Origin of the sequence: Clostridium tepidiprofundi DSM 19306 (assembly GCF_001594005.1) — a bacterium.
Lineage (GTDB): Bacteria > Bacillota > Clostridia > Clostridiales > Clostridiaceae > Clostridium_AC > Clostridium_AC tepidiprofundi.
Map to the genome: position 1 here is coordinate 12,995 of NZ_LTBA01000002.1, position 21,062 is coordinate 34,056.

General features: G+C 29.2%; 17 protein-coding genes and 1 riboswitch. Of the genes, 1 reads left to right on the forward strand and 16 read right to left on the reverse strand.

Annotated features, from left to right (window positions below):
* Positions 1 to 70: 70 nt before the first annotated feature.
* Complete coding sequence (locus CLTEP_RS02140) at positions 71 to 2,107, reverse strand: methyl-accepting chemotaxis protein (RefSeq protein ID WP_066821949.1); 2,037 nt, start codon at positions 2,105 to 2,107, stop codon at positions 71 to 73.
* Between the two features lie 149 nt (positions 2,108 to 2,256).
* Between CLTEP_RS02140 and CLTEP_RS02145 the strand changes: the two genes are divergently transcribed.
* Positions 2,257 to 2,838, forward strand: coding sequence for a hypothetical protein (locus CLTEP_RS02145; protein WP_066821958.1), 582 nt, complete (start codon positions 2,257 to 2,259; stop codon positions 2,836 to 2,838).
* Positions 2,839 to 3,082: 244 nt separating this feature from the next.
* Here the strand turns inward: CLTEP_RS02145 and CLTEP_RS02150 are convergent, their stop codons facing one another.
* The 15 genes from CLTEP_RS02150 to CLTEP_RS02225 form a co-directional block, all read right to left on the reverse strand.
* Complete coding sequence (locus tag CLTEP_RS02150; RefSeq protein ID WP_242863852.1) at positions 3,083 to 4,033, reverse strand: sirohydrochlorin cobaltochelatase; 951 nt, start codon at positions 4,031 to 4,033, stop codon at positions 3,083 to 3,085.
* A gap of 404 nt (positions 4,034 to 4,437) precedes the next feature.
* A riboswitch (cobalamin riboswitch) is annotated at positions 4,438 to 4,661 on the reverse strand.
* 302 nt (positions 4,662 to 4,963) lie between these two features.
* A complete protein-coding gene (locus tag CLTEP_RS02160; protein WP_066821962.1) occupies positions 4,964 to 5,746 on the reverse strand; it encodes a cobalt-precorrin-6A reductase in 783 nt (260 codons plus the stop codon).
* A gap of 384 nt (positions 5,747 to 6,130) precedes the next feature.
* Entirely contained in the window at positions 6,131 to 6,868 is a 738-nt protein-coding gene (cobJ, locus tag CLTEP_RS02165) for a precorrin-3B C(17)-methyltransferase (RefSeq protein WP_066821964.1), read from the reverse strand.
* 116 nt (positions 6,869 to 6,984) lie between these two features.
* Positions 6,985 to 8,232, reverse strand: a complete 1,248-nt coding sequence (gene cbiG / locus CLTEP_RS02170; RefSeq protein WP_066821968.1) for a cobalt-precorrin 5A hydrolase — start codon at positions 8,230 to 8,232, stop codon at positions 6,985 to 6,987.
* Positions 8,233 to 8,719: 487 nt separating this feature from the next.
* The gene (gene cobM / locus CLTEP_RS02175; protein WP_066821971.1) at positions 8,720 to 9,490 is read right to left on the reverse strand and encodes a precorrin-4 C(11)-methyltransferase; all 771 of its coding nucleotides are present in this window, start codon (positions 9,488 to 9,490) and stop codon (positions 8,720 to 8,722) included.
* 3 nt (positions 9,491 to 9,493) lie between these two features.
* Complete coding sequence (locus CLTEP_RS02180) at positions 9,494 to 10,165, reverse strand: cobalt-factor II C(20)-methyltransferase (RefSeq protein ID WP_066821974.1); 672 nt, start codon at positions 10,163 to 10,165, stop codon at positions 9,494 to 9,496.
* 218 nt (positions 10,166 to 10,383) lie between these two features.
* Positions 10,384 to 10,947, reverse strand: coding sequence for a precorrin-6Y C5,15-methyltransferase (decarboxylating) subunit CbiT (gene cbiT / locus CLTEP_RS02185; protein ID WP_066821977.1), 564 nt, complete (start codon positions 10,945 to 10,947; stop codon positions 10,384 to 10,386).
* Between the two features lie 14 nt (positions 10,948 to 10,961).
* Entirely contained in the window at positions 10,962 to 11,597 is a 636-nt protein-coding gene (gene cbiE / locus CLTEP_RS02190; RefSeq protein ID WP_066821980.1) for a precorrin-6y C5,15-methyltransferase (decarboxylating) subunit CbiE, read from the reverse strand.
* A gap of 221 nt (positions 11,598 to 11,818) precedes the next feature.
* A complete protein-coding gene (cbiD, locus tag CLTEP_RS02195) occupies positions 11,819 to 12,898 on the reverse strand; it encodes a cobalt-precorrin-5B (C(1))-methyltransferase CbiD (protein ID WP_066821983.1) in 1,080 nt (359 codons plus the stop codon).
* A gap of 22 nt (positions 12,899 to 12,920) precedes the next feature.
* Positions 12,921 to 13,544: a precorrin-8X methylmutase gene (locus tag CLTEP_RS02200; RefSeq protein ID WP_066821985.1), complete on the reverse strand. Its 624-nt coding sequence runs from the start codon at positions 13,542 to 13,544 to the stop codon at positions 12,921 to 12,923.
* Between the two features lie 437 nt (positions 13,545 to 13,981).
* Positions 13,982 to 15,343, reverse strand: coding sequence for a cobyrinic acid a,c-diamide synthase CobB (locus CLTEP_RS02205; protein ID WP_066821987.1), 1,362 nt, complete (start codon positions 15,341 to 15,343; stop codon positions 13,982 to 13,984).
* A gap of 254 nt (positions 15,344 to 15,597) precedes the next feature.
* Positions 15,598 to 16,668 (reverse strand): pyridoxal phosphate-dependent aminotransferase, encoded by a 1,071-nt coding sequence (locus CLTEP_RS02210; RefSeq protein WP_066821990.1) that lies wholly within the window; start codon positions 16,666 to 16,668, stop codon positions 15,598 to 15,600.
* Between the two features lie 117 nt (positions 16,669 to 16,785).
* Complete coding sequence (gene cbiB / locus CLTEP_RS02215) at positions 16,786 to 17,754, reverse strand: adenosylcobinamide-phosphate synthase CbiB (protein ID WP_066821993.1); 969 nt, start codon at positions 17,752 to 17,754, stop codon at positions 16,786 to 16,788.
* A 259-nt stretch (positions 17,755 to 18,013) separates the two neighbouring features.
* Complete coding sequence (locus tag CLTEP_RS02220) at positions 18,014 to 19,531, reverse strand: cobyric acid synthase (protein WP_066821996.1); 1,518 nt, start codon at positions 19,529 to 19,531, stop codon at positions 18,014 to 18,016.
* 288 nt (positions 19,532 to 19,819) lie between these two features.
* Positions 19,820 to 20,833, reverse strand: a complete 1,014-nt coding sequence (locus CLTEP_RS02225) for an ABC transporter substrate-binding protein (RefSeq protein WP_066821999.1) — start codon at positions 20,831 to 20,833, stop codon at positions 19,820 to 19,822.
* Between the last annotated feature and the right edge of the window lie 229 nt (positions 20,834 to 21,062).

Consider the following 21,062-nt stretch of genomic DNA (forward strand, 5'->3'; position numbering starts at 1 on the left):
TGAAAAATCAGAGCACTCGCTTTACTAAAACAAAACATTCGTTTTACTAAAACAAAACATCAGGTATAATTTATTTAGTTTTAAATATAGAAATTTCTGCTTTTAATAACTCAGCAAATTTCTTAAGTTTTTCTGCAACTTCATTAACATTATCCATTGTATTTATTTGATTTTCCGCTGATGCTGTAATTTCTTCGGTTGTTGCAGAATTTTGCTGTGACATCTCTGATATTTCTTCAATACTTTCTACGATATTATCTTTCAATAAAATCATATCATTATTTAATTTTTCAATTTTATCAATATGTTCTATTAAATTTTCTATAGTAGAATAAATCAAATTAAAAGCATCACCTGTATCTTTTACAGACTTATTTTGAATATCCATATTTAAATTTGTATTCTTCATTTCAAAAACAGCAGTATCAGTTTGTTCCTTTACTTGATCAATAATTTCTTTAATCATATTTGTAGCATTGCTTGACTGTTCTGCTAATTTTCTCACCTCTTCTGCAACAACTGCGAAACCTTTGCCATGCTCACCTGCACGTGCCGCTTCTATACTAGCATTTAGTGATAAAAGACTTGTTTGTTTAGCAATAGAATCAATCACATCAACAATATCATAAATTTTACCAGAACTTTCGGCAATTTCATTAATAACCTTTCCTAAGTTATCATACGATTCATTACTATTTATATTCGTTTGTATAAGTTCATTTACCGTATTTATTCCTTTTTTATTTATATTCTGTGTTTCACTACATAAAGTCATCAAATTCTCTATATGTGTTGATATTATTTCCATATTTGAAGACAAAGTATTAATTTTTTCAACACTTTTCAAAGTTTCAGTAGCTTGTATCTCAGAAGAAGAACTAACATTTTCAATTGCATTCTCAATCTCTTTTGATGAATTTATTGCATCAGTGTAAGCAGTATTTAAACTTGCACATTGCTCAACAATTTCAACGGATAGTTTCTGGGTCTTATTTATAACATTATTAAGTCGTTCGACCATATCATTAAACACTCTTCCAACCTTACCTATTTCATCGCTTGATTTAATATCACATTTTACAGTCATATCCCCATTACCCATGCAATTTATACTATCAATAAATAAAGTTATATTTTTAATTATAGTATTTATTACAGCAATATATATTAATATGCTTATAATCATAATTATCAAACCATAAAAACATATATGTATTAATAATTGCTTTGAAACTAAATTCTTCTCTTCAGTAGAAATTAAACCTACGAATTTCCAATTAAAATTAGAATTTTTAGACTTTGAAAATACTATGAATTTATTCTTATTATTACTAGAAATTTCTAATGTATCAGAATCTTCCTTAAGTATTTTACTTCTTAATTGTTTATTTGGAATGTCTATCCCTAGCATGTTCTTATTAGGATGAGCAACAATTCCTCCTAAATTATTACATATGAAAAAGTATCCACTATCTCCCAACTTTATGTTATCAATAAAATTCATAATAGTTTCCAATGAAATATCTATACAAAGCAATCCTATTGGTTTACCCTCTGCATCAAGTATTCTATTGTTTAGAGTCACACACCATTTGCCTGTTATAGCATCAATATACGGTTTAATCCATGTTGGCTTTTCACTTTTCATTGGCTCTTTATAAAAATCTTCATTTGTAACATTATAATCTGTATAATACTTATTTTCAGGATAAGAAACGAATCTATAATCTTCCGTGTACATGTATATATTCAATATTTTTGGATATTGCTTTGTAATTTTTTTAAAGTAATTAATTATTTTTTCAAGATCATCATTAGTACAGTTTAATTTGAATAAATCTGAATGAATTAAAACATTGGAAAGTTTTTCAAAATTATTAGTTAAATCTAAAAGATTTTGATCTGCCATATTTATTTTTTCAAATGCTTCATTCACAAGCGTTTTTTGAATAATGGAATTTGATTTTATATAACTTATATAGCCCAAACTCAAAGTTGTAATAAGAAGTATACTAGCACTAAGTAGTATTAACTTCTTTTTCAGTGAAAATTTCATATAAGCACCACCTAATTTGTTATTTTTTATAATATAATTATAACTAGCCATTGAAATAATCTCCCAATTAGTATATTATGTTACTATAGATGACACATATATACAATTGATATTATAATACGACATAATAAAATATTCAATATTTTTATAAAAATGATATTTTATGAAAATATTAATTCTATGAGGTAGGTGAAACTTAAATGAAAGGTAAAATTATTGCTATAATAATTTTAATTATTTTGATTTTTTCAACAATTTTTATAACATTTAATAAAACTTCAAAGAACACTATTACTAAAACACCTTACTATTCACTAGACATTGATGGTGATCCTGTATATCTTGATGAAAATAACGCAAAAGTTTCAAATGCAAAAAAAGTTTCAGAAGAATTTTGCAAAGTTAGGTTAAACGTAGATTATAATACATTTGATTACACAAAAGAATATAAATATTATATTAATGACCTTTATGAAAATGCTATGAAAAATAAGCAATATGAACAACTTGAAAAGTATTATAATCTATACAAGATTGTTGAACACTGTGACTCAACAAAAGTCAAACGTATTAAATTTTATACAAAACAAGGAAACGAAGAATGCAGAGCTGATTTAATTTATAATTATACTTTAAAAAATGCAACTCAAGGCTTTCTTAATAAATATAAATATAAATTAAATACTCATTACCAAAATAGAATTTCAATTTATATGAAAATCGAAAATGATATTTGGAAAATTAGCAACTGGGAAATAGGGACTAAAAAAGAATTAAACTAAAAAGTAGTCTAAAAAGATATTACATTAATTATTATAAAAACCTTCAATTTGTATCAATTCGTAATATGCAATATAAATATTTAATATCATATATTTTTTATTAATATTCACTATAAAAATCTCTGCATATTGCATTTTTTCCTTGTAATTATGTATGATAAAAATCTAAATTACGAATCGAAGATTTTTAATTAGAGTTAAAGTTCCTTACACAATAAAGGAACTTTAACTCATAAAATATATATTATTTATCTTTCATAAAGGGGTTATCATTTATACAATCTTTTACATGTTGAACATAAATTTTTCTAATACCTTCATTTTCACCGAGGCCGTGAATATACGTGTTTACTTTAAACCCTTCACTTTTTAGCACCATTTTCCATGAATCATTTTCATCACCAGCCATATCCTCATTAGCATGGTCTCCAGCCACAACCATGAAAGGCATCAATGTTGCTTCCTTTATATTATCTTTCTTTAGTCTTCTTATAACATTATTTATAGTAGGATATCCTTCAACAGTTCCAACATATACATTATTCATTCCTTCTTCTTCTAATATATATTGAAAAAGTGCATAGGAAGAGTTTGCTGGATGAGCTGTACCATGTCCCATCAATACAACAGCTTGTCCTTCATCCAATTTAGGAAGTTGATATTTTAAAGCTTCTATAGCCTTTTTATAATCTTCACTTCTGTATAATAGTGGTCTTCCAACTACCAATTTATCAAACGAATTGTTTTTTTGGAACTTTTCAACTGATTCCTTAAGCTCATTATATTCTTCACCTGGTATTATATGGAGTGGTTGAATTATTACTTCATTGAATCCCTCTTCTTTCATTCTATTTAATGCTTCTTCTGGACTATCAACTATAATATTATCTCTATTTTTCAACTTCTTTCTAATGATACTTGAAGTATAAGCTCTTTTTACAATATACTCTTTAAAATTATTTGCTATTTTTTCTTGTATAGCATCTAATGTTACCTTTCTTGTATCACCATAGCTTGTACCAAAACTTACTACAAGAATACCCTTTTTATTACCTTTCTTATTTGATGAAACTCGAACATTTGTCTTTTCTTTTTCGCCACTCACATTCGAATTATTTGACTTATTATTAGTACATCCTGTAAAAACACCACAAATAATAGATAACATTGCAATACTTGTAATTATCTTTTTCATTCTTGTTCCTCCTTTTTCTCGAAAAACCATTTAGCAACATTTTTAACACAATAATAAAACGGTTTCTTTCGAAACCGTAGGAGTATATGCATATTTATTTGTCAGAGTTTTTAATATTAAACACATAATTGCAACCTGTTTAGTCCTTTTCAACAAGCACAACCACACGTTATTAAATCACATATACTTATCAATTTATAAAATTCATATTTTCGTTTATATAATTGCACTATTCTAAGAATTTTACAAGTATATGCAAACCTCGCAATTTCACATGGCTTTTCATGGCTAATAAATCTTTTTATTAAAAATATGCCAACAATATATATTAGCCATAATACAATCAATGCGAAATTCCTTATATTAAACTCTCAACTTTTGCACATCTCTCCCACCGAAAGATAACAAAACACACTTTTTAGGCAGGTTTCCTGGCTCAGGTTTCATTCTCCTCTTACCTTCCCGACTTTATAGTCACAACTTTGTAGTCAGCATAATCATAGTCAGTGGTTAACAAGATTCGTCTACCTTCACAGTAGCGGGGGCTGCAGTGGATTTTACCACTTTCCCTTTTACCCTAATATAAATAACATAATCTACATTAGGCACCTAAAAAGAACTATTAAGTTTTACACTGCATATTGTACAAAATTTTTTACATATTGTCAATAAAAACCGAAAATTAGGGGACGGTTCATTTATTTTTTTATATTTTTCTACTAGTATCAATTTAATGTATATAAGTTAATTAAATTCATATAAACAGTTAGTCTCTTCTTTGCAATTTAAAAATACCAACTTGAAAAGGAAATAATTTCATATTTAAAAAATTGATTTCATTGCTCGCAAAATATTGATCGTCGAAATATAAAGTATTTTATACTATATCATTATATTTTGTTCTTGTTGTATATTTCTTGTTAACCGTCCCTAAGTTCTAAATTTTTTATTTATATACTCAACTAGTGTTCTCTCACAACTAAAGACTTTATCATGCTGAGTATCATACTGGATGTTTTTTCTCGCTATAACAAAGGCGTATGCTCCACAGTCAAGTATTGCATTTATCTTTTCTTCTGTTCCTCCTTGTATACCACTATCTTTCATAAGCACAGCTACAACTTTGTATTCTTTAATAAAAGCATAATTCAACTCATAACTCACAGGCCCTTTGATTGCAATTATATCCTCTGTTCTAATCCCAAGTTTATATAATTTTTCTATAACATTAGATGATGGCAAAACTCTATGTATTATTCTATTAGGCAAATTCATATCTAATATTTTTTCTATATTCCTGCTACCAGTGGTATTTAATATATTACCTCTAATATTTATTAGATACTTGTACAAATCCTTATAACTGTTTACAATTATTATATTTTTGCTATTAATATACTTATCAATAATAGAGGGTCTTTCATATCTTACATACTGTATACGACAAACTCTACTAGCCTCAATAGCATTTTTTGTTACCTCTACTGCATAAGGATGAGATGCATCAATTAAAATATGTATATTATTAGTATTTATTGCATGTATCATACCATTTACGTCTAATGGCTTTGAATTTAAAATCTTGTATTTGTATTTTTCAAGAAGTTGTCCACCATAAGCAGTTGCAGTAGAAATAAATAAATCATCCGTAAATTCATTTAATAAAGATACAATTTTCTTACCTTCTGAAGTACCCAAAATAAGTCCAATCATAACATTTTCCCCTTATATAATAAGTTTATATTCAGTTAGATAACTGCTATAGACTTATTTATCAATTTTATAAAACTTTTTTCATCTAATAAACTATTGACTTTTATTAACTAGTTTTTTATTTTAATTCATTATATGTAAAAGATTGTATGCAAAACAATGCCTTAATATCTATAAATAATCGAATCCATTAAATATAAAATAGCATTTTAGTACAATTCTTAAGCATCATATAATACATAAAAGCACGTGATTTTTCCTGAATTTTTCTTTGCTTTGTATGTAAAATTTTCCTACTTAGCACATATAACTAATTAACCGTCCCTAATTTTTTCTTGGATCTTTCTCATTGAATGTAAAAATTTTACTAATTGACATCTATAACTAATTAACCGTCCCCAGGTTTTCAATCTTATACCCTCTTGGAGTAATGATTCTTCCGTTTTTGATATAGCTTTGGCTATTACCAACTATTACAATAGAAAGCATATCTACAATACTATCATCAAAATTTTCGATAGTAAAAATACTTATTTTCTGTCCATCTCTTAAAGCATTTTTAACAACACCAACAGGTGTATTGCTTGTCCTGTATTTTCTGATAATATTCATACATTCTCTTAAATAATGTGGTCTTCCATTGCTTTTTGGATTATATAGTGATATAACAAAATCTCCTTTTGCTGCAAGTTCTACTCTCTTTTTTATAAGTTCATATGGAGTCATTAAATCACTTAAGCTTATATTACAATTATCATGCATTAAAGGTGCACCAAGTACTGAAGCTGCTGATGAAGATGCTGTCACTCCAGGGATTATTTCCACATCATTATCATTTTTCAATTGCAGAATTAGTCCAGCCATACCATATATTCCCGAATCTCCCGTACTTATTACTGAGACTATTTTATCTTTTGAAAGTTCAATAGCCTTTCTGCACCTATCTTCTTCCCCTCTCATACCTGTCGAAAAAATCTCTTTGCCCTCCAATAATGGTCTAACCATATGTATATATTTCGTATATCCAACTATAATATCACTTTCCTCGATCGCTTTTTTAGCCCTTATTGTCAAATACTCAACTCCTCCTGGACCTAACCCTATTACATACAGCTTTGCCAAATCAACTGCCCCTTTCTTACTAAATTTATTCCAGCATAATACTCTAACGTAGTGAAAAGTGCCTTTGCGCCTTCTGGATTTAATTTCATCTACAAATATAATATCGATATATGTTTCTAAAGTATTTCTTTAAATCTTTTGGATTTAATTTTGCCCAAGCACAATGTCATGCCATCGCATTTTATTTTACCAGTCAATAAGTGTGCATTAGTCAATTCAACACACGGTTCACATACAGCTCTTACGCCAATTGCCCTTTCAACAAAATCACTACCTATATAGTTTTTATGAACATTTTTTACTTCATTTACAGTAAAAATATTTATGCTACATTTTAAATAATTTGCTAATTCAATTATTGCTTTCTCATCCTTTTTTATTTCTATAGTCGAAATAATATTTACTGCTTTCTTATCAATATTGTACTTTTCCAATTCTAAAAGAACATTTTCCTTCATTTTTAAACTATCATAATTTTTTCTGCAGCCTATACCCAACACTATATTTCTTCTAATAAGTTTTAATATTGGAATATTGGTGCCTATATGCATATTGCCAATTTCTCTTACAAGTACATCATTCGTATTTAATTTATTTGTAATAAGTACAACTCCTTCAATTTTTCCATAATAGTTATATACACATTTATTATCTTCATATACATAATCATATTCATTATTTTTGTCTACATATTCCCTATTTTTATCCTTATTTTTATCCTTATACTCATTTTTATAATCTATGCATTCACCATTATTATGTATATATCTATTATTATTATATTCACATTTACCATAATCACACCCATCATATTTAAATCTACCTACATATCCTACTGGAAGTCTTATAATTTCATCTTCATCAATAAACAGTACCTTTTTGCCATATACCAAAAGTGAAGCTATATGTTTACAAATTCTAAAATCATCTATAATTAGCCCATTATTTTTTGCTATAATATCAGGTGCAATAATTCCCAAATTATCCGTAGCAGTAGTGATTATTGGCTCAGCATCTATAATATTTGCAATTTTTAAAGACAATTCATTTGCTCCGCCCAAATGACCACTTACAAGACTTATAACATATTTACCGCTGTTGTCTATTGAAATAACCGCTGGATCTTCTCTTTTATTTTTCAAAAATGGAGCTATAGCTCTTATAGCAATACCAGTCGAAGCTATAAATATTATACCTCTATATTTTTTAAAAGCTTTTGCCACAATCTTTTTTATTCCATTTTTCTTAATATACATCCTTGAGTATATATCAGCATCATAATAATTGCTTATTTTATGCGCAATTCTATCTCCATTATTTGTAACAGAAATAATAGCTAACTTGGTATTATCACCTATATTCATCATTTATCACCCATATTCGCCATTAATCGCCTATATCCATACGCATTATGTAAATTACATAACACAAACTCTCTTTTAATCACTCAAATAATTAAATAAACTCGTTTTGTCAAAGTAAAATATCGGCACTTAAAGTAAAAACTCTACTCTATCTAAAGCAGAAAGCTTAAATATACTATTCATATAAGTGGGACAATGAACACAGTCCGTCCCATCTGCATATCTCAAAACCTGCACGACAAGAAACACAGTAGTGGCAATATATATCCTGTACTTTCTGCATATACTACTCATAAAAGTTGGACAAGAAACTATATTATAATCCGTGGCTATGAGTAATTTATTCAATACGAAATTTGTAAAATTTGTTTGTAGAAGATTTCTTCAATACATCACTTTTGACAATACATCACTTTTAAAGTGATACTCTTGTGAAATTAACAAAAAAAGAAATATATTTGTAAATAAGCTACTTCAACTAATTTATTTACTTAGGAAAATCTGTGCTAGTACTTCCTTTCCTAAACATATGAGTAAAATACTTATCATAAAGTTTACTTTTATCATATTCGCAATCTATAAAATCACCAACTAAAATCTGTGCACATTTCTCAATTCCTGCTTCTTTTACTTTATTTTCAATATCGTCTAAAGTTCCCAATATTATTCTCTCGTCCTCCCATGTAGCTCTTTCAATAACTGCAATGGGGACATTTCTTCCGTATCCTTTTCTTAATTTTTTAACAACTTTATCTATCATGCCTATCGATAGAAATATTGCCATAGACGCCCCTATTCTAGCAAGATTCTCCAAATCTTCATTTTTAGGTACAGGTGTCCTTCCCTCAACCCTTGTTAGAATAAGTGTTTGTGTTACGCTCGGAAGTGTAAATTCCTTTTTTATTGCTGCTGCAGCTGCAGTACATGAACTCACTCCAGGAATAACTTCATATGTTATTTTACTTTTATCAAGTTCATCCATTTGTTCCTTTATTGCACCATATATTGAAGGATCTCCTGTATGAAGTCTAACAATAGTTTTATTTTCTTCATTAGCATTTTTTATTACATTTATTATCTCTTCCAAATTCATACTTGCAGAATTATAAAATTCTGTGCCTTCCTTACAGAATTCTAGATGCTTACTACTCACTAATGATCCTGCATAAATTACGACATCAGCTTTTTCTAATATTTTTCTACCCTTTACAGTAATCAAATCTACATCTCCAGGACCTGCTCCTATAAAATAAAGCATTTCTCAATCCCCTTTCTTTCTAGCAATAATCAAACTCATATAATCACAGCTATTCATTATGTCTTCTTTTTTCTTCAATATAGTTTGTCCTTTTCTTCCTGCTCTTTTGATATATGTATACTCGTAGCCCCTTTTTTCTAAAAAATTTATAACATTACTTTCATTCTTATAAACTTTCATTATAACTAAAAATTTTTCATCATTTATACTATCCAATCTTGATGCTGGAAGTATCTTTAGAGGTTCATCACCTATCACTAAATGTTCATTTGAAACAGAAGCACAAGCACAAAATGATGTAATTCCAGGTATTGTTTCTATATCATAACCACATTCTTTAATATAATTTAATAAATATATATATGTGCTATAAATAAATGGATCCCCAATAGTCAAAAAAACAACATTTTTATCTTCCTTTAAATATTTTAGTATACACCTAAATGCTTCAAATATCTTTTCTTCCTGTTCAGCCCCTCCCATGGGAAAATGTTTAAAAAACACATAAGTATCCTCATTTATAAAATCCTTTGCAGTATCATATGCTATGCTTTTACCATTTGCAACAGCCGTAGGAACTACTATAACATCTGCATTCTCAATTATTCTAACTGCTTTTATTGTTAATAACTCTTTATCACCTGGTCCAACTCCTACTCCATACAATTTTGCCATACATAACACCTCCATTCATATAGTGAACTTGTTTTGCTAAAGCAAAAATCGTAACTTTATGCGGGACTCTACTGTATTGTGAACTTAGAAATGCTGATTTGTCAGCACCAAAAATCGTGATTTCATGTAAAAACTCCACTCTTCCTGAGGCAAAAGCCAAAATCACCTATTTAATAGAAGTGATAATCTTGTAAAATTGATAAAAGTTCTTCTGAAATTTAAACCTTTTCTGCACTCACAATAAAAATAGGATTATTTGCCATAAGCATATATGTTTTATTTCTAGTCTTGCTTATAGAAATCTGAGTACATTGAGCATTTAACCCAAGCCTCTTAAGTGTCTCCATACTTTTATAAACATTACTAATTGTAATAAAATTAAGCACAATATTACCGCCATTTTTCAACTTTGCATAACAACTTTCAATTATTTTCTCTAAATTTCCACCACTTCCGCCAATAAATATTGCATCATATGTTTCATTTATAGAATTCAGCAATTCTACTGCTTCTCCCTTTAATATTTTTAAGTTGTTTACTGAAAACTTTTCTTTATTCTTGTTGATTATATCTATTGCTTCATCATTTTTCTCTATTGCAGTTACATGACCTTTGTTACATATTTTTGCAGCTTGTATACTTATTGATCCTGTACCTGCTCCTATGTCCAATACATTATAACCACTATCTAACTTCATTTTGGAAATACTTAGTATTCTAATCTCCTCTTTAGTCATAGGACAATTTCCTCTTATAAATTCTTCATCTCTTATATAAATCAAATTTTCACCTCATATCACCTTTTAATTACTACAACACAAAGATCTGAAAACGTCATATTCACTATATCACTTGTTTTCCCAACTATGATTTTTTCGTCATCGTACGAGAGATTTTCTCCAACGTATATTACAGCATCAATAGAATTTACGATTAAAATTTTGCATAGTTCGCTTGGTGTATTTTTATTATCTGTCAGCCAAATTGAAATATCATTTTCTTTCACAGAATTTAAAAATTCTTCTTTCCTACCATGCATACTCCCTAAATATGCCCCTTGCCAGGGCATAGAAATTTTACTCATTAAATATTGAAAAGAACTTACTCCTGGAATAATCTCTAAATCAATATTGATATTTTTGCTTAAATATCCTGTTATACCATAGAAACATGGATCTCCAGAGGCTACAATGCCAATATTCTTATCATTGTTAGTTTTTATTATGTTTAATATTTCTTTAAGTGAATTTACAATTTTCTTGTTTTTTGTCAAAAATTCGATACTTTCTATTGCTCTTCTAAATCCTATAATTAAATCGCATTTTTTTAAGGTACTAATCGCTTTAGGAAGAATATATTCCTTATTGCCAGGTCCCAATCCAACTACATAAACTTTACTCATAAAAATCACCTCTTTTTCAATGTAATTCATCACATAAAAAAATGATATTAATGCATGCCTAAATAGAACATATCTTCAATTCGTAATTTAGATTTTTATCATATACATTACAACGAAAAATGCAGCATGTAGAGATTTTTATAGTGAATATTAATACAAAATATATGTATATTAAATATAAATATTGCATATTACGAATTGAAGAGAACATATAGCATTGCTTGCATTTTATTAAAATCATTCGAATGATATTAATGCATGCTATTATATAAAACACCTTTACCCATAGAATACATAATAACATCTGAATCAATACTCTCATGTGAATATATTTTTATTCTATCAATTATTTTATTACCTATATTTTTATAAATATCATTATAGTATTCTGGTATAATATTTACTGCTCCTTCTGTAGTTCTTTGTTCATAAACTCTTCTAACAAGTCCAGTTGGTGCACCCATTAATGCTAATTCTAGTGCAATCACCTCTAATCGAACATCACAAACTCTGCTATGTGTATGAAAACACCCAGCAGATATTTTGCTTATCTTTCCAATATGTCCTACAATTAGTACTTTTCTAATATTGAACTCAGTACAACAATCTAATGCAAATCCAACATAATTTGACATAACAACAATCTTTTCGCTATCTATATCAATTTTTTTTGCCATATCTTCACCCATGTTGCCAAATACCAACACTATATCTTTATATCCTTTAGCTACTTTAGTTCTTATTTCTAATTTTACAGATTCCTTCATAGCATCTTCTGACATTGGAGTAACAATACCTGTCGTACCTAATATAGATATTCCACCAATTATATTTAATCTTGGATTAAATGTCTTCTTAGCTATTTCTTCTCCTTTTGGTACAAATATTGTTATTTCAACTCCTCTGTTTTTAGGTAAAACATCTTTTACTGCATCTTCTATCATTTTTCTTGGCACAGGATTTATGGCATATTCCCCTTTGGGCACATATAATCCATCACTCATTACCACTCCTACACCTTTACCGCCCTTTAATGAATATCCTCTTTCTTTTTTATCAGCTCTCGCCCATATTTCAATACCATTTGTAATATCCGGATCGTCCCCTCCATCTTTCACAATACAACATTCGACATAGTTTTCCCCTTTTACTATTTTCTCAATAGGAAGAAAAAGCTGAGTTCCTTTTGGCGTTTCAATTTTTACGTCAGTAATTTTAGAAGTATTGTATAACATATAAGCCGCAGCCTTAGCTGCTCCTGCAGCACAAGAACCAGTTGTATATCCACATCTTAATTTTTTACCATTACTATATACATATAAATCCAACATAAACATCTACTCCAATATATATTTATCTTTCTATAAGCATGTACATTAATGCATTGACTATTGAAGCTGCAACAGTACTACCACCTTTTCTTCCCCTAACAGTAATCATAGGAATATCAACTTTTTCTATTTCTTTTTTAGATTCTGCCGCTCCAACAAAACCAACTGGTGCTCCCACGATAAATTTTGCATTTGCTTTTCCTTCTTCAATGAGTTCCTTTAATCTAAAAAGTGCTGTTGGTGCATTTCCAAATACAAAAAACTCAACTCCATCATTAACAGCTTTTTCAATCGCAGCCATCGAACGCGTTATACCTCTTTTTTTAGCAATATTTACAACTTCTTTATCACTTACATAACATACAACTTTACAATTTAATTTTTCTAGAGATGTCCTATTTATTCCAGAAAGAGCCATCTTCGTATCAGTATAAATAGTCGTACCCTTTTTTAGCAATTCAAGAGCGGTTTCTATTGCTCCATCTCTTATATATACAATGTCTTTATATTCAAAATCAGCTGTAGTATGAATTGTTCTTTTTATTATTGCAAGTTCTCTTTCATTAAAATTATTTTTTCCCATCTCTTTACCAATTATCTCAAAACTCTTTTTTTCTATATCCATTGGAACTCTAATATATCTCATTTTAACTTCTTTATACCTCCATAGTCTATATTTTGATAATTACAATATATATCTATAAATAAGCAAACTTGATCAATCCTAGCACCTAGTACCTGTTCCCTAGTAGCTGAAACATATACTGGTAAGCAGATATCAAATTTGTACTGGCAGCCTAGCCCTCTAGTGAACTCGTTTTGCTAAAGCAAAACATCGAGACTTCAGGTGGAGACTCTACTCCACCTGAAGCAAAAGCTTCAATCTCCCACTTATAGAAGTGGGAGTCTTGTAGAATCGATAAACTATCAAACTTAATCAATCTAGCACCTAGCACCTTATAGTCCCTAGAGTACAAATACTAGCAAGCAGATGTCAAATTTGCACTAGTAGCCTAGCCCTCCAGCCCTCTGTCAAACTTGATTAGTCCTAGAACCTAGTACCCAGTACCTAATACATCATCCCTAGCCTATTTTGGGTATATTCAACATACATTCAAGCCATTTCAGATTTCCAAAGAAGTGTACATGTGCATAAGCTGCAAGTGTATTATTTTTTACATAACCGCAATTCCACTTCTTTTCTGAACCATCATATGTTGTTTTTGTTACACTATAAATAACTTTTTCTTCTAAATTCACGCAAGATTTATGAAATTCATGACAATTGATTTTTAATCCCAAAGGTATCAATTCATTATCATTAACTATTTTCAACTCTGCATAACCAAAGTTTTGAAGACGCTTAGTCATATGTGTATATCCATTAAAAAATCCAACTAAATTTTGTTCTGTAAAATAACAATCCAGTGCGGATGTTTCTTCAGTTGAATAAGATATTCCTTTAGTCAAATACATAAGCCCACCACATTCCGCATAACATCTTGTCCCATTTTCTAGTACCTGTTTTATACTTACAAGCATATCCTTATTCTGAGAAAGTTCCTCTGCAAATATTTCAGGATATCCTCCCCCAAAGTATATAAAGTCTAGGTCTTCTGGAAGCTTTTTATCCCTCATAGGACTAAAAAACACTACTTCTCCAGCTTCCTTTAGTAATTCTAAATTTTCCTTATAGTAAAAACTAAAAGCTTCATCTCTAGCTACACCTATTCTAATGTCTTTATTCTCAATATGATACGTATCCTCATATTTTTCAGCTTGTTTAAAGCAGTTAATTAAAGCATCTATATCTACATTTTTTTCTAAGAGTTGCGCACATAACTCAATTTTCCTTTCTAAATCGTATATTTCACTGCTTTGAATAAGACCAAGATGTCTGCTTTTTAGAACTATTTCGTCATTTTTAGGCAAATATCCAAACACTTTAATTTTGCAATTTTCCTCTATACTCCTCTTAAGTAGCTTATAATAAGATTCGCTTATATTGTTTAATATTACACCCGCAATATTTGCATCTCTAAAATTAATTATTCCATTTATTTCTGCACATAATGTTGCCACCTGTGCTTTAGGAGATAACACAAGTACAATAGGCAAATTCAGCAATTCAGCTACGTGATATGTAGAATATCTTTCATCTATTCCCTTGCCATCATATAATCCCATTACACCTTCTACAATACCAAAATCACCTTTTCCCCTAGAAAAGCTTGCCTTAATTCCCTCTTCACTCATAAGGTATAGATCTAAATTTCTTGAATCAATTCCTGTTATCCTTGAATGAAACGCTGTATCAATATAATCTGGTCCTACCTTAAATCCCTGTACACTATAATTTCTATTCTTTAAAGCCTTCATCAGTCCTAATGTAACTATTGTCTTTCCCCCACCACTGGCGTTTGACGAAATTATTATTGACTTCATAAAATTTTACCCCCACCACACAACTAACTCATTCATACACACAACTAACTTATTCATACACACAACTAACTTATTCATAATAGACTAGCATACTAACTAGTTTTTTTGAAAATGCCTAATGTACAAGTGAACTCATTTTGCTAAATCAAAACATCGGTACTTTAGGTGGATACTCCTCTCCACCTGAAGCAAAAGCTTCAACCTCCCACTTATAAAAGTTAGAATCTATAAAACCAATGAAATATTAAAAACTTTTATATACTACTAAGTACATTTAAAAATCTAACATTAGACTCCCTATCTTTTATAGCAAATCTAACATAATATTTGTCTAATCCTCTATAGTTATCAGCCATCCTTATAAGAATATTTCTTTTTAAACATTCTTCATACAATTTATAGCAATCAATATTTTTAGTCTCGCACAATACATAGTTCACATTTGTTCTGTAAACTTTATTGATAAAATATATTCTTTTCAATTTATCAATCATAAACTCTTTTTCTTCTCTAATCCATTCTAAAGTATTGTGTATATATTCTTTATCCTTAAGCACATTTTGAACCGCAACTTCAGCAAAAGCATTTATATTCCATGGGTTTTGTCTCATTTTGATTAATTCGACAAGTTTCTTATTACTACTTATTCCATATCCAAATCTTATACCTGGCATGGAAAAAAATTTTGTAAGTGCTCTTATTATTATTAAACATTTATACTTCTCTACTTCACTTATGAAACTATCATCAATATTTCCTGTGAATTCGATAAATGCTTCATCAACTATTATTATTTTCCCATTATTTTCACAATACATTAATATATTTTTAAATTCATCTTTATCTATAATACTTCCGTTTGGGTTGTTTGGATGTCCAATTATAATACCATCAACATATTTAAGCTTATTCAGTATATCCTTATAATCATATGTAAAATCATGTAACGTTTTGTCATAATTCCTCTCAATTAAATGCGAATATTCGATTTTGCATCCCCATTTTTTTGCATTAATTTCATACTCTACAAAGGAAGGAACAACTATGAGTATTCTTTTTAGCATACTTATTGCCAAATCAATTATTTCAGCCGCACCATTCCCTAAAACAAAAAATTCTTCCGACGATACATTTGTATACTCCTTTAATGAATATTTAACTTTTCTATATTCGATATCTGGATATCTAACTAAATTATTGATAGCACTGTTAATATTATTTATAAAGGAATATGGTATACCAAGAGGATTTATGTTTGAACTATAATCTAATAATTCTATCCCTTTTAATATTCCATCTGTATAAACATCTCCACCATGTATCATAAAACATCTCCTCAACAATTTACTCTAACCAATAGTGAAATCGTTTTGCTAAAGCAAAACATAGGGACTTCATGTGGAGAGTCTACTCCACTTGAAGCAAAACACTTCAATCTCCACTTATAGAAGTGGGAATTTTATAGAATCGATAAACTTATATCCACAATAAATAATCAATAATAAACTTTCTGAAGCATACATTAATCTAATACAATAATTAATATGTTCTTTTTTTAATTCATTTATTTTATCACCTATAGTTGGCTTATATATAACTTCACCGAAATAAGTATTAGTCCCTCCTAGTTGTATACCCATAGCTCCTGCTGCTGCTCCTTCTGGATATGCACAGTTAGGACTCTTATGATTTTTTCTATCCCTAAGCATAATTTTTATACTATTGAAAATATTTCCTCCAATCAATGGTGCACACAAACACATAAGAACTCCTGTCAATCTTGCAGGTATAAAGTTAAATATGTCGTCAACTTTTGCAGGAAAGAATCCAATATACTTGTATTCTTTAGTTAAATATCCCAACATTGAATCCATAGTATTTATTCCTTTATACATCATTGCAAGAGGTGCTCCACCTATAATTGCAAATATTAATGGAGCAATAACACCATCTGAAGCATTTTCTGCTACGGTTTCAATATCCGCTCTTATTATTTCTGTTTCATTTAAATTGCTAGTTTCCCTGCCAACAATATAAGATAACTTTATTCTTGCATCTTCAATATCACCCTTATTAAGTGAATTAAACACCTTTTTAGCTTCATCTTTTAAACATTTACATGCAAGAGTAGTCCAAAGTATCAATATATTAATAACATGATGTACTATTGGCATTGATTTTGTTATGAATAATATACTAAACGGTATAACAAAACTAACACTCATTACTATAAGAACTATTAATCCACCGAACATTTTTAATGTCTTATCGGTTTTACATACCTTTCTACCATTTCTTTCTAATAATTTTATTAATTTTCCTATGTATATAACAGGATGAGGCAATCCATAAGGATCACCCACAATCCAATCAATAATTACAGCAACAATTATATCAAGTACATAAAACATAATTGAAATTCCTCTCTACGAGTTCTTTATAATATAAAATCAAATTATCTACACATATGTAAATTATTAAAATATTTACAAATTGCAAATATCTGTAGATTAGCAAGTGAATTCGGTTTGCTAAAGCAAAACATCGGGACTTCAGTTGGAGACCCTACTCCCCCTGAAGCAAAAGCTTCAATCTCCTAATTATAGAAGTGGGAGTCTTATAGAATCGATAAAAATCCATCATATATAAAATAATGTTTTAGTACGATTCTCAAGCATCTTTAAGCCCTACTATTTTGTATATAAATTCCATATCCAAACTATTTCTTACAATATCAGCAAGTTTATCAATTTCTTTCTCTCTTAAACTTTCGTATACAACTGATTTTCTAGTTTTAAGCCCTTTCTTAATTCTGAGCATGTTAATAACATATTCTCTAAATTCCACTCCATCAAATATTCCATGTATATAGGTTCCCATCACATTTCCTTTACTATTTACAGCTCCATCAATATATTCAACTTTGTTTCCATTTTTATTGGTTATTTTAAACATAGGCTGAACATTATTTCCATATATACAATTTCCCATATGAATCTCGTATCCATAAATATTGCCCTCAAATAATGAAAATTTTGCACATTTAGCTGTTTCTCTACTGAAAACCCCCTCAATCCTAGCCATAACCTTTTCATTTTCAAAAGTTGTTTCTATATCTAATAATTTCATACCTTCTATTTCTTGTAGGCTTGATTCAGTTTTATACGGATCTTTAAGTACATTGCCAAGCATCTGATATCCACCACATATACCTATTATTAAACCTTCTGTGGAATTGGCATATTCTTTAATCACTTCTTCTAATCCATTTTCTCTTATAGCTTTCAAATCTTCTATGGTATTTTTGCTTCCAGGTACAACAACTAAGTCAGGAACACCAAATTCATTCTTTGAAGATACATATCTTACCGATACGTCTTCTTCAATATGTAGTGCATCTATATCGGTAAAATTCGACATATGTGGTAACTTTATTACAGCAATATCTATCTTTCCTTTTATATACTTATTAAATTCTACAGCACCATCCTCATCCTCTAGCGTTAGTTTGAAGTATGGTACAACCCCTGCACATGGAATATGAATGATATCCTCAAGCATATTTAAGCCTGGTTTTAATATTTCAACATCCCCTCTAAATTTATTTATTATAGTTCCCTTTACTCTTTTTCTCTCATCATCTTTTAACAAAAGCATTGTACCCGCTAATGATGCAAAAACACCACCTTTATCGATATCACCTATAAGGAGTACAGGTGCATCTACAAGTTCTGCCATCCCCATATTAACTATATCTCTATCGCGTAAATTAATCTCAGCAGGACTTCCAGCTCCTTCCATAACTATTATGTCAAAATTTTTCTCCATCTCATTAAACTGTTTTGTAAGCATATCTTTAAATTTAAGCTTCATATTGTGATATTCCATTGCAGTAGAATTTCCCCATACTTTACCGTTAACTATTATCTGACATTTTTTATCAGATGTAGGTTTCAATAATATTGGGTTCATATAAGCTTCTGGTTGCAATCCACAAGCATAAGCCTGAAGAACCTGTGCCCTTCCCATTTCTTTGCCGTCTAAAGTAATATAAGAATTTAGCGACATATTTTGCGATTTGAATGGTGCAACTCTATAACCATCTTGTTTAAAAATTCTGCATAGTGCTGTTACCAAAATACTTTTCCCAACTGAAGATGCTGTACCTTGAAGCATAATTTTAGCCATATTTATCTCTCCTATATATACTTATCATGTTATAAAATTCGTATTCCCTCGGTTTAAAGTTAAACCCGTCGTGTCTCCTATATATACTTGTCAAGTTATAAAATCCCTATTATATCAATAAAACTTTGACAATGAGAGATGACTTTATGACTTTATGAGTTAATAAAAATTATAAAATACTTTTGTATCAACAAAATCTCTCTCACCGTCTGGCACAAAATATACATTACAATTTGATTTGTTATACTTGTTATTTTAAACGCCCTATATAATACTTGTATGATAATACTATTTATATAGCTCAGGATAGATCATCTTTTGTAATAATTTAAGTCCTTCAGCAAATCTAAAATTCGATGCTGATATCAATTTTTCGTCAATAATATAAATGTCACCATTTTTTACTGCTTTTATTTTGTCGAATCCTGGTCTTGATTTAATTTCATCAATGCTAACTGTTTTATTCATAACACCTTTTTGTGCAACAAAAACATCAATATCATTAGCTTTAGAAAGCAACTTTTCTTCACCATAGCTAACAACAGTTGAAGATTTTTTTGAAACTTCTAAATCGCTTGCAATATTTTCTGCACCAACCAATTTTAGTGCAGTACCAGCAAAACTATTTGGTGTTGCAGTCTGATAGTTCTTCTTCCTGCTTTCAAAATATACCTTTTTCTTTTTAGTTATTTTTTCTGCCTTTGCTTTGATTTCATCAATAGTCTTATGGAATTCTTTTAATTTTTCTTTTGCTTCTTTTTCTTTACCAGTAAGCATTCCAAGTTTATTAATGTAATCATCAAAATCGTTAAAATCAGTTACATATAATGTAACAACATTTATACCTGCATTCTCTAGTGCCTTAACAAAATCAGGATACCCCTTCGCTATCATTGTTCTTATCAATACTAAATCAGGTTTTGCTGCAATTATAGTTTCGGGATCATCTTTAAAACTATAAGCTTTCTTTGTTTTAACAGCCTCAGGAAATCTATCACTCTTGCTAACTCCTATTATTTCTTTATCTAATCCTAATGCAAATAAATTCTCTGTATGTGCTGAATATAGTGAAATTATCCTTTTTGCTGGTTGTTTCATAACAACCTCTTTCCCCATATCATCAACAAACTTTATTACTTTTACATTGTCATTGTTAATATTTTTATTTACATTATCTTTTACAGAAACCTCTTTTGTATTGTTACTCTTACCTGTATCAGACGTACCACCATTTCCGCACGCTGATAGTAAAAAAATCATAGTAACCATTAATACAATACTAAATGCTAACTTCTTTTTCATGTTATTTTGCCTCCCTTTACATATTTTGGTTATTTATTATGCAATATATTTTTTACACTACCATATATTTAAATTTACATAGTAGCCCTAAAAATAATCATTTATACATACTGATATATACTTATCAAATTTTATACTTCGATTCGTAATATGCACTATAACTATTTACTATCATATATTTTGCATTAATATTCACTTATAAAACTCTCTGCATACTGCATTTTTTCGT

What these genes read in the sequence shown, in the direction of transcription:
- CLTEP_RS02140 (WP_066821949.1), bottom strand. Translation starts at nt 2,107, where the DNA reads ATGGCTAGTTATAATTATATTATAAAAAATAACAAATTAGGTGGTGCT.
- CLTEP_RS02145 (WP_066821958.1), top strand. Translation starts at nt 2,257, where the DNA reads ATGAAAGGTAAAATTATTGCTATAATAATTTTAATTATTTTGATTTTT.
- CLTEP_RS02150 (WP_242863852.1), bottom strand. Translation starts at nt 4,033, where the DNA reads ATGAAAAAGATAATTACAAGTATTGCAATGTTATCTATTATTTGTGGT.
- CLTEP_RS02160 (WP_066821962.1), bottom strand. Translation starts at nt 5,746, where the DNA reads ATGATTGGACTTATTTTGGGTACTTCAGAAGGTAAGAAAATTGTATCT.
- cbiG (WP_066821968.1), bottom strand. Translation starts at nt 8,232, where the DNA reads ATGAATATAGGTGATAATACCAAGTTAGCTATTATTTCTGTTACAAAT.
- cobM (WP_066821971.1), bottom strand. Translation starts at nt 9,490, where the DNA reads ATGCTTTATTTTATAGGAGCAGGTCCTGGAGATGTAGATTTGATTACT.
- CLTEP_RS02180 (WP_066821974.1), bottom strand. Translation starts at nt 10,165, where the DNA reads ATGGCAAAATTGTATGGAGTAGGAGTTGGACCAGGTGATAAAGAGTTA.
- cbiE (WP_066821980.1), bottom strand. Translation starts at nt 11,597, where the DNA reads ATGAATTACATTGAAAAAGAGGTGATTTTTATGAGTAAAGTTTATGTA.
- cbiD (WP_066821983.1), bottom strand. Translation starts at nt 12,898, where the DNA reads ATGTTGGATTTATATGTATATAGTAATGGTAAAAAATTAAGATGTGGA.
- CLTEP_RS02200 (WP_066821985.1), bottom strand. Translation starts at nt 13,544, where the DNA reads ATGAGATATATTAGAGTTCCAATGGATATAGAAAAAAAGAGTTTTGAG.
- CLTEP_RS02205 (WP_066821987.1), bottom strand. Translation starts at nt 15,343, where the DNA reads ATGAAGTCAATAATAATTTCGTCAAACGCCAGTGGTGGGGGAAAGACA.
- CLTEP_RS02210 (WP_066821990.1), bottom strand. Translation starts at nt 16,668, where the DNA reads ATGATACATGGTGGAGATGTTTATACAGATGGAATATTAAAAGGGATA.
- cbiB (WP_066821993.1), bottom strand. Translation starts at nt 17,754, where the DNA reads ATGTTTTATGTACTTGATATAATTGTTGCTGTAATTATTGATTGGATT.
- CLTEP_RS02220 (WP_066821996.1), bottom strand. Translation starts at nt 19,531, where the DNA reads ATGGCTAAAATTATGCTTCAAGGTACAGCATCTTCAGTTGGGAAAAGT.
- CLTEP_RS02225 (WP_066821999.1), bottom strand. Translation starts at nt 20,833, where the DNA reads ATGAAAAAGAAGTTAGCATTTAGTATTGTATTAATGGTTACTATGATT.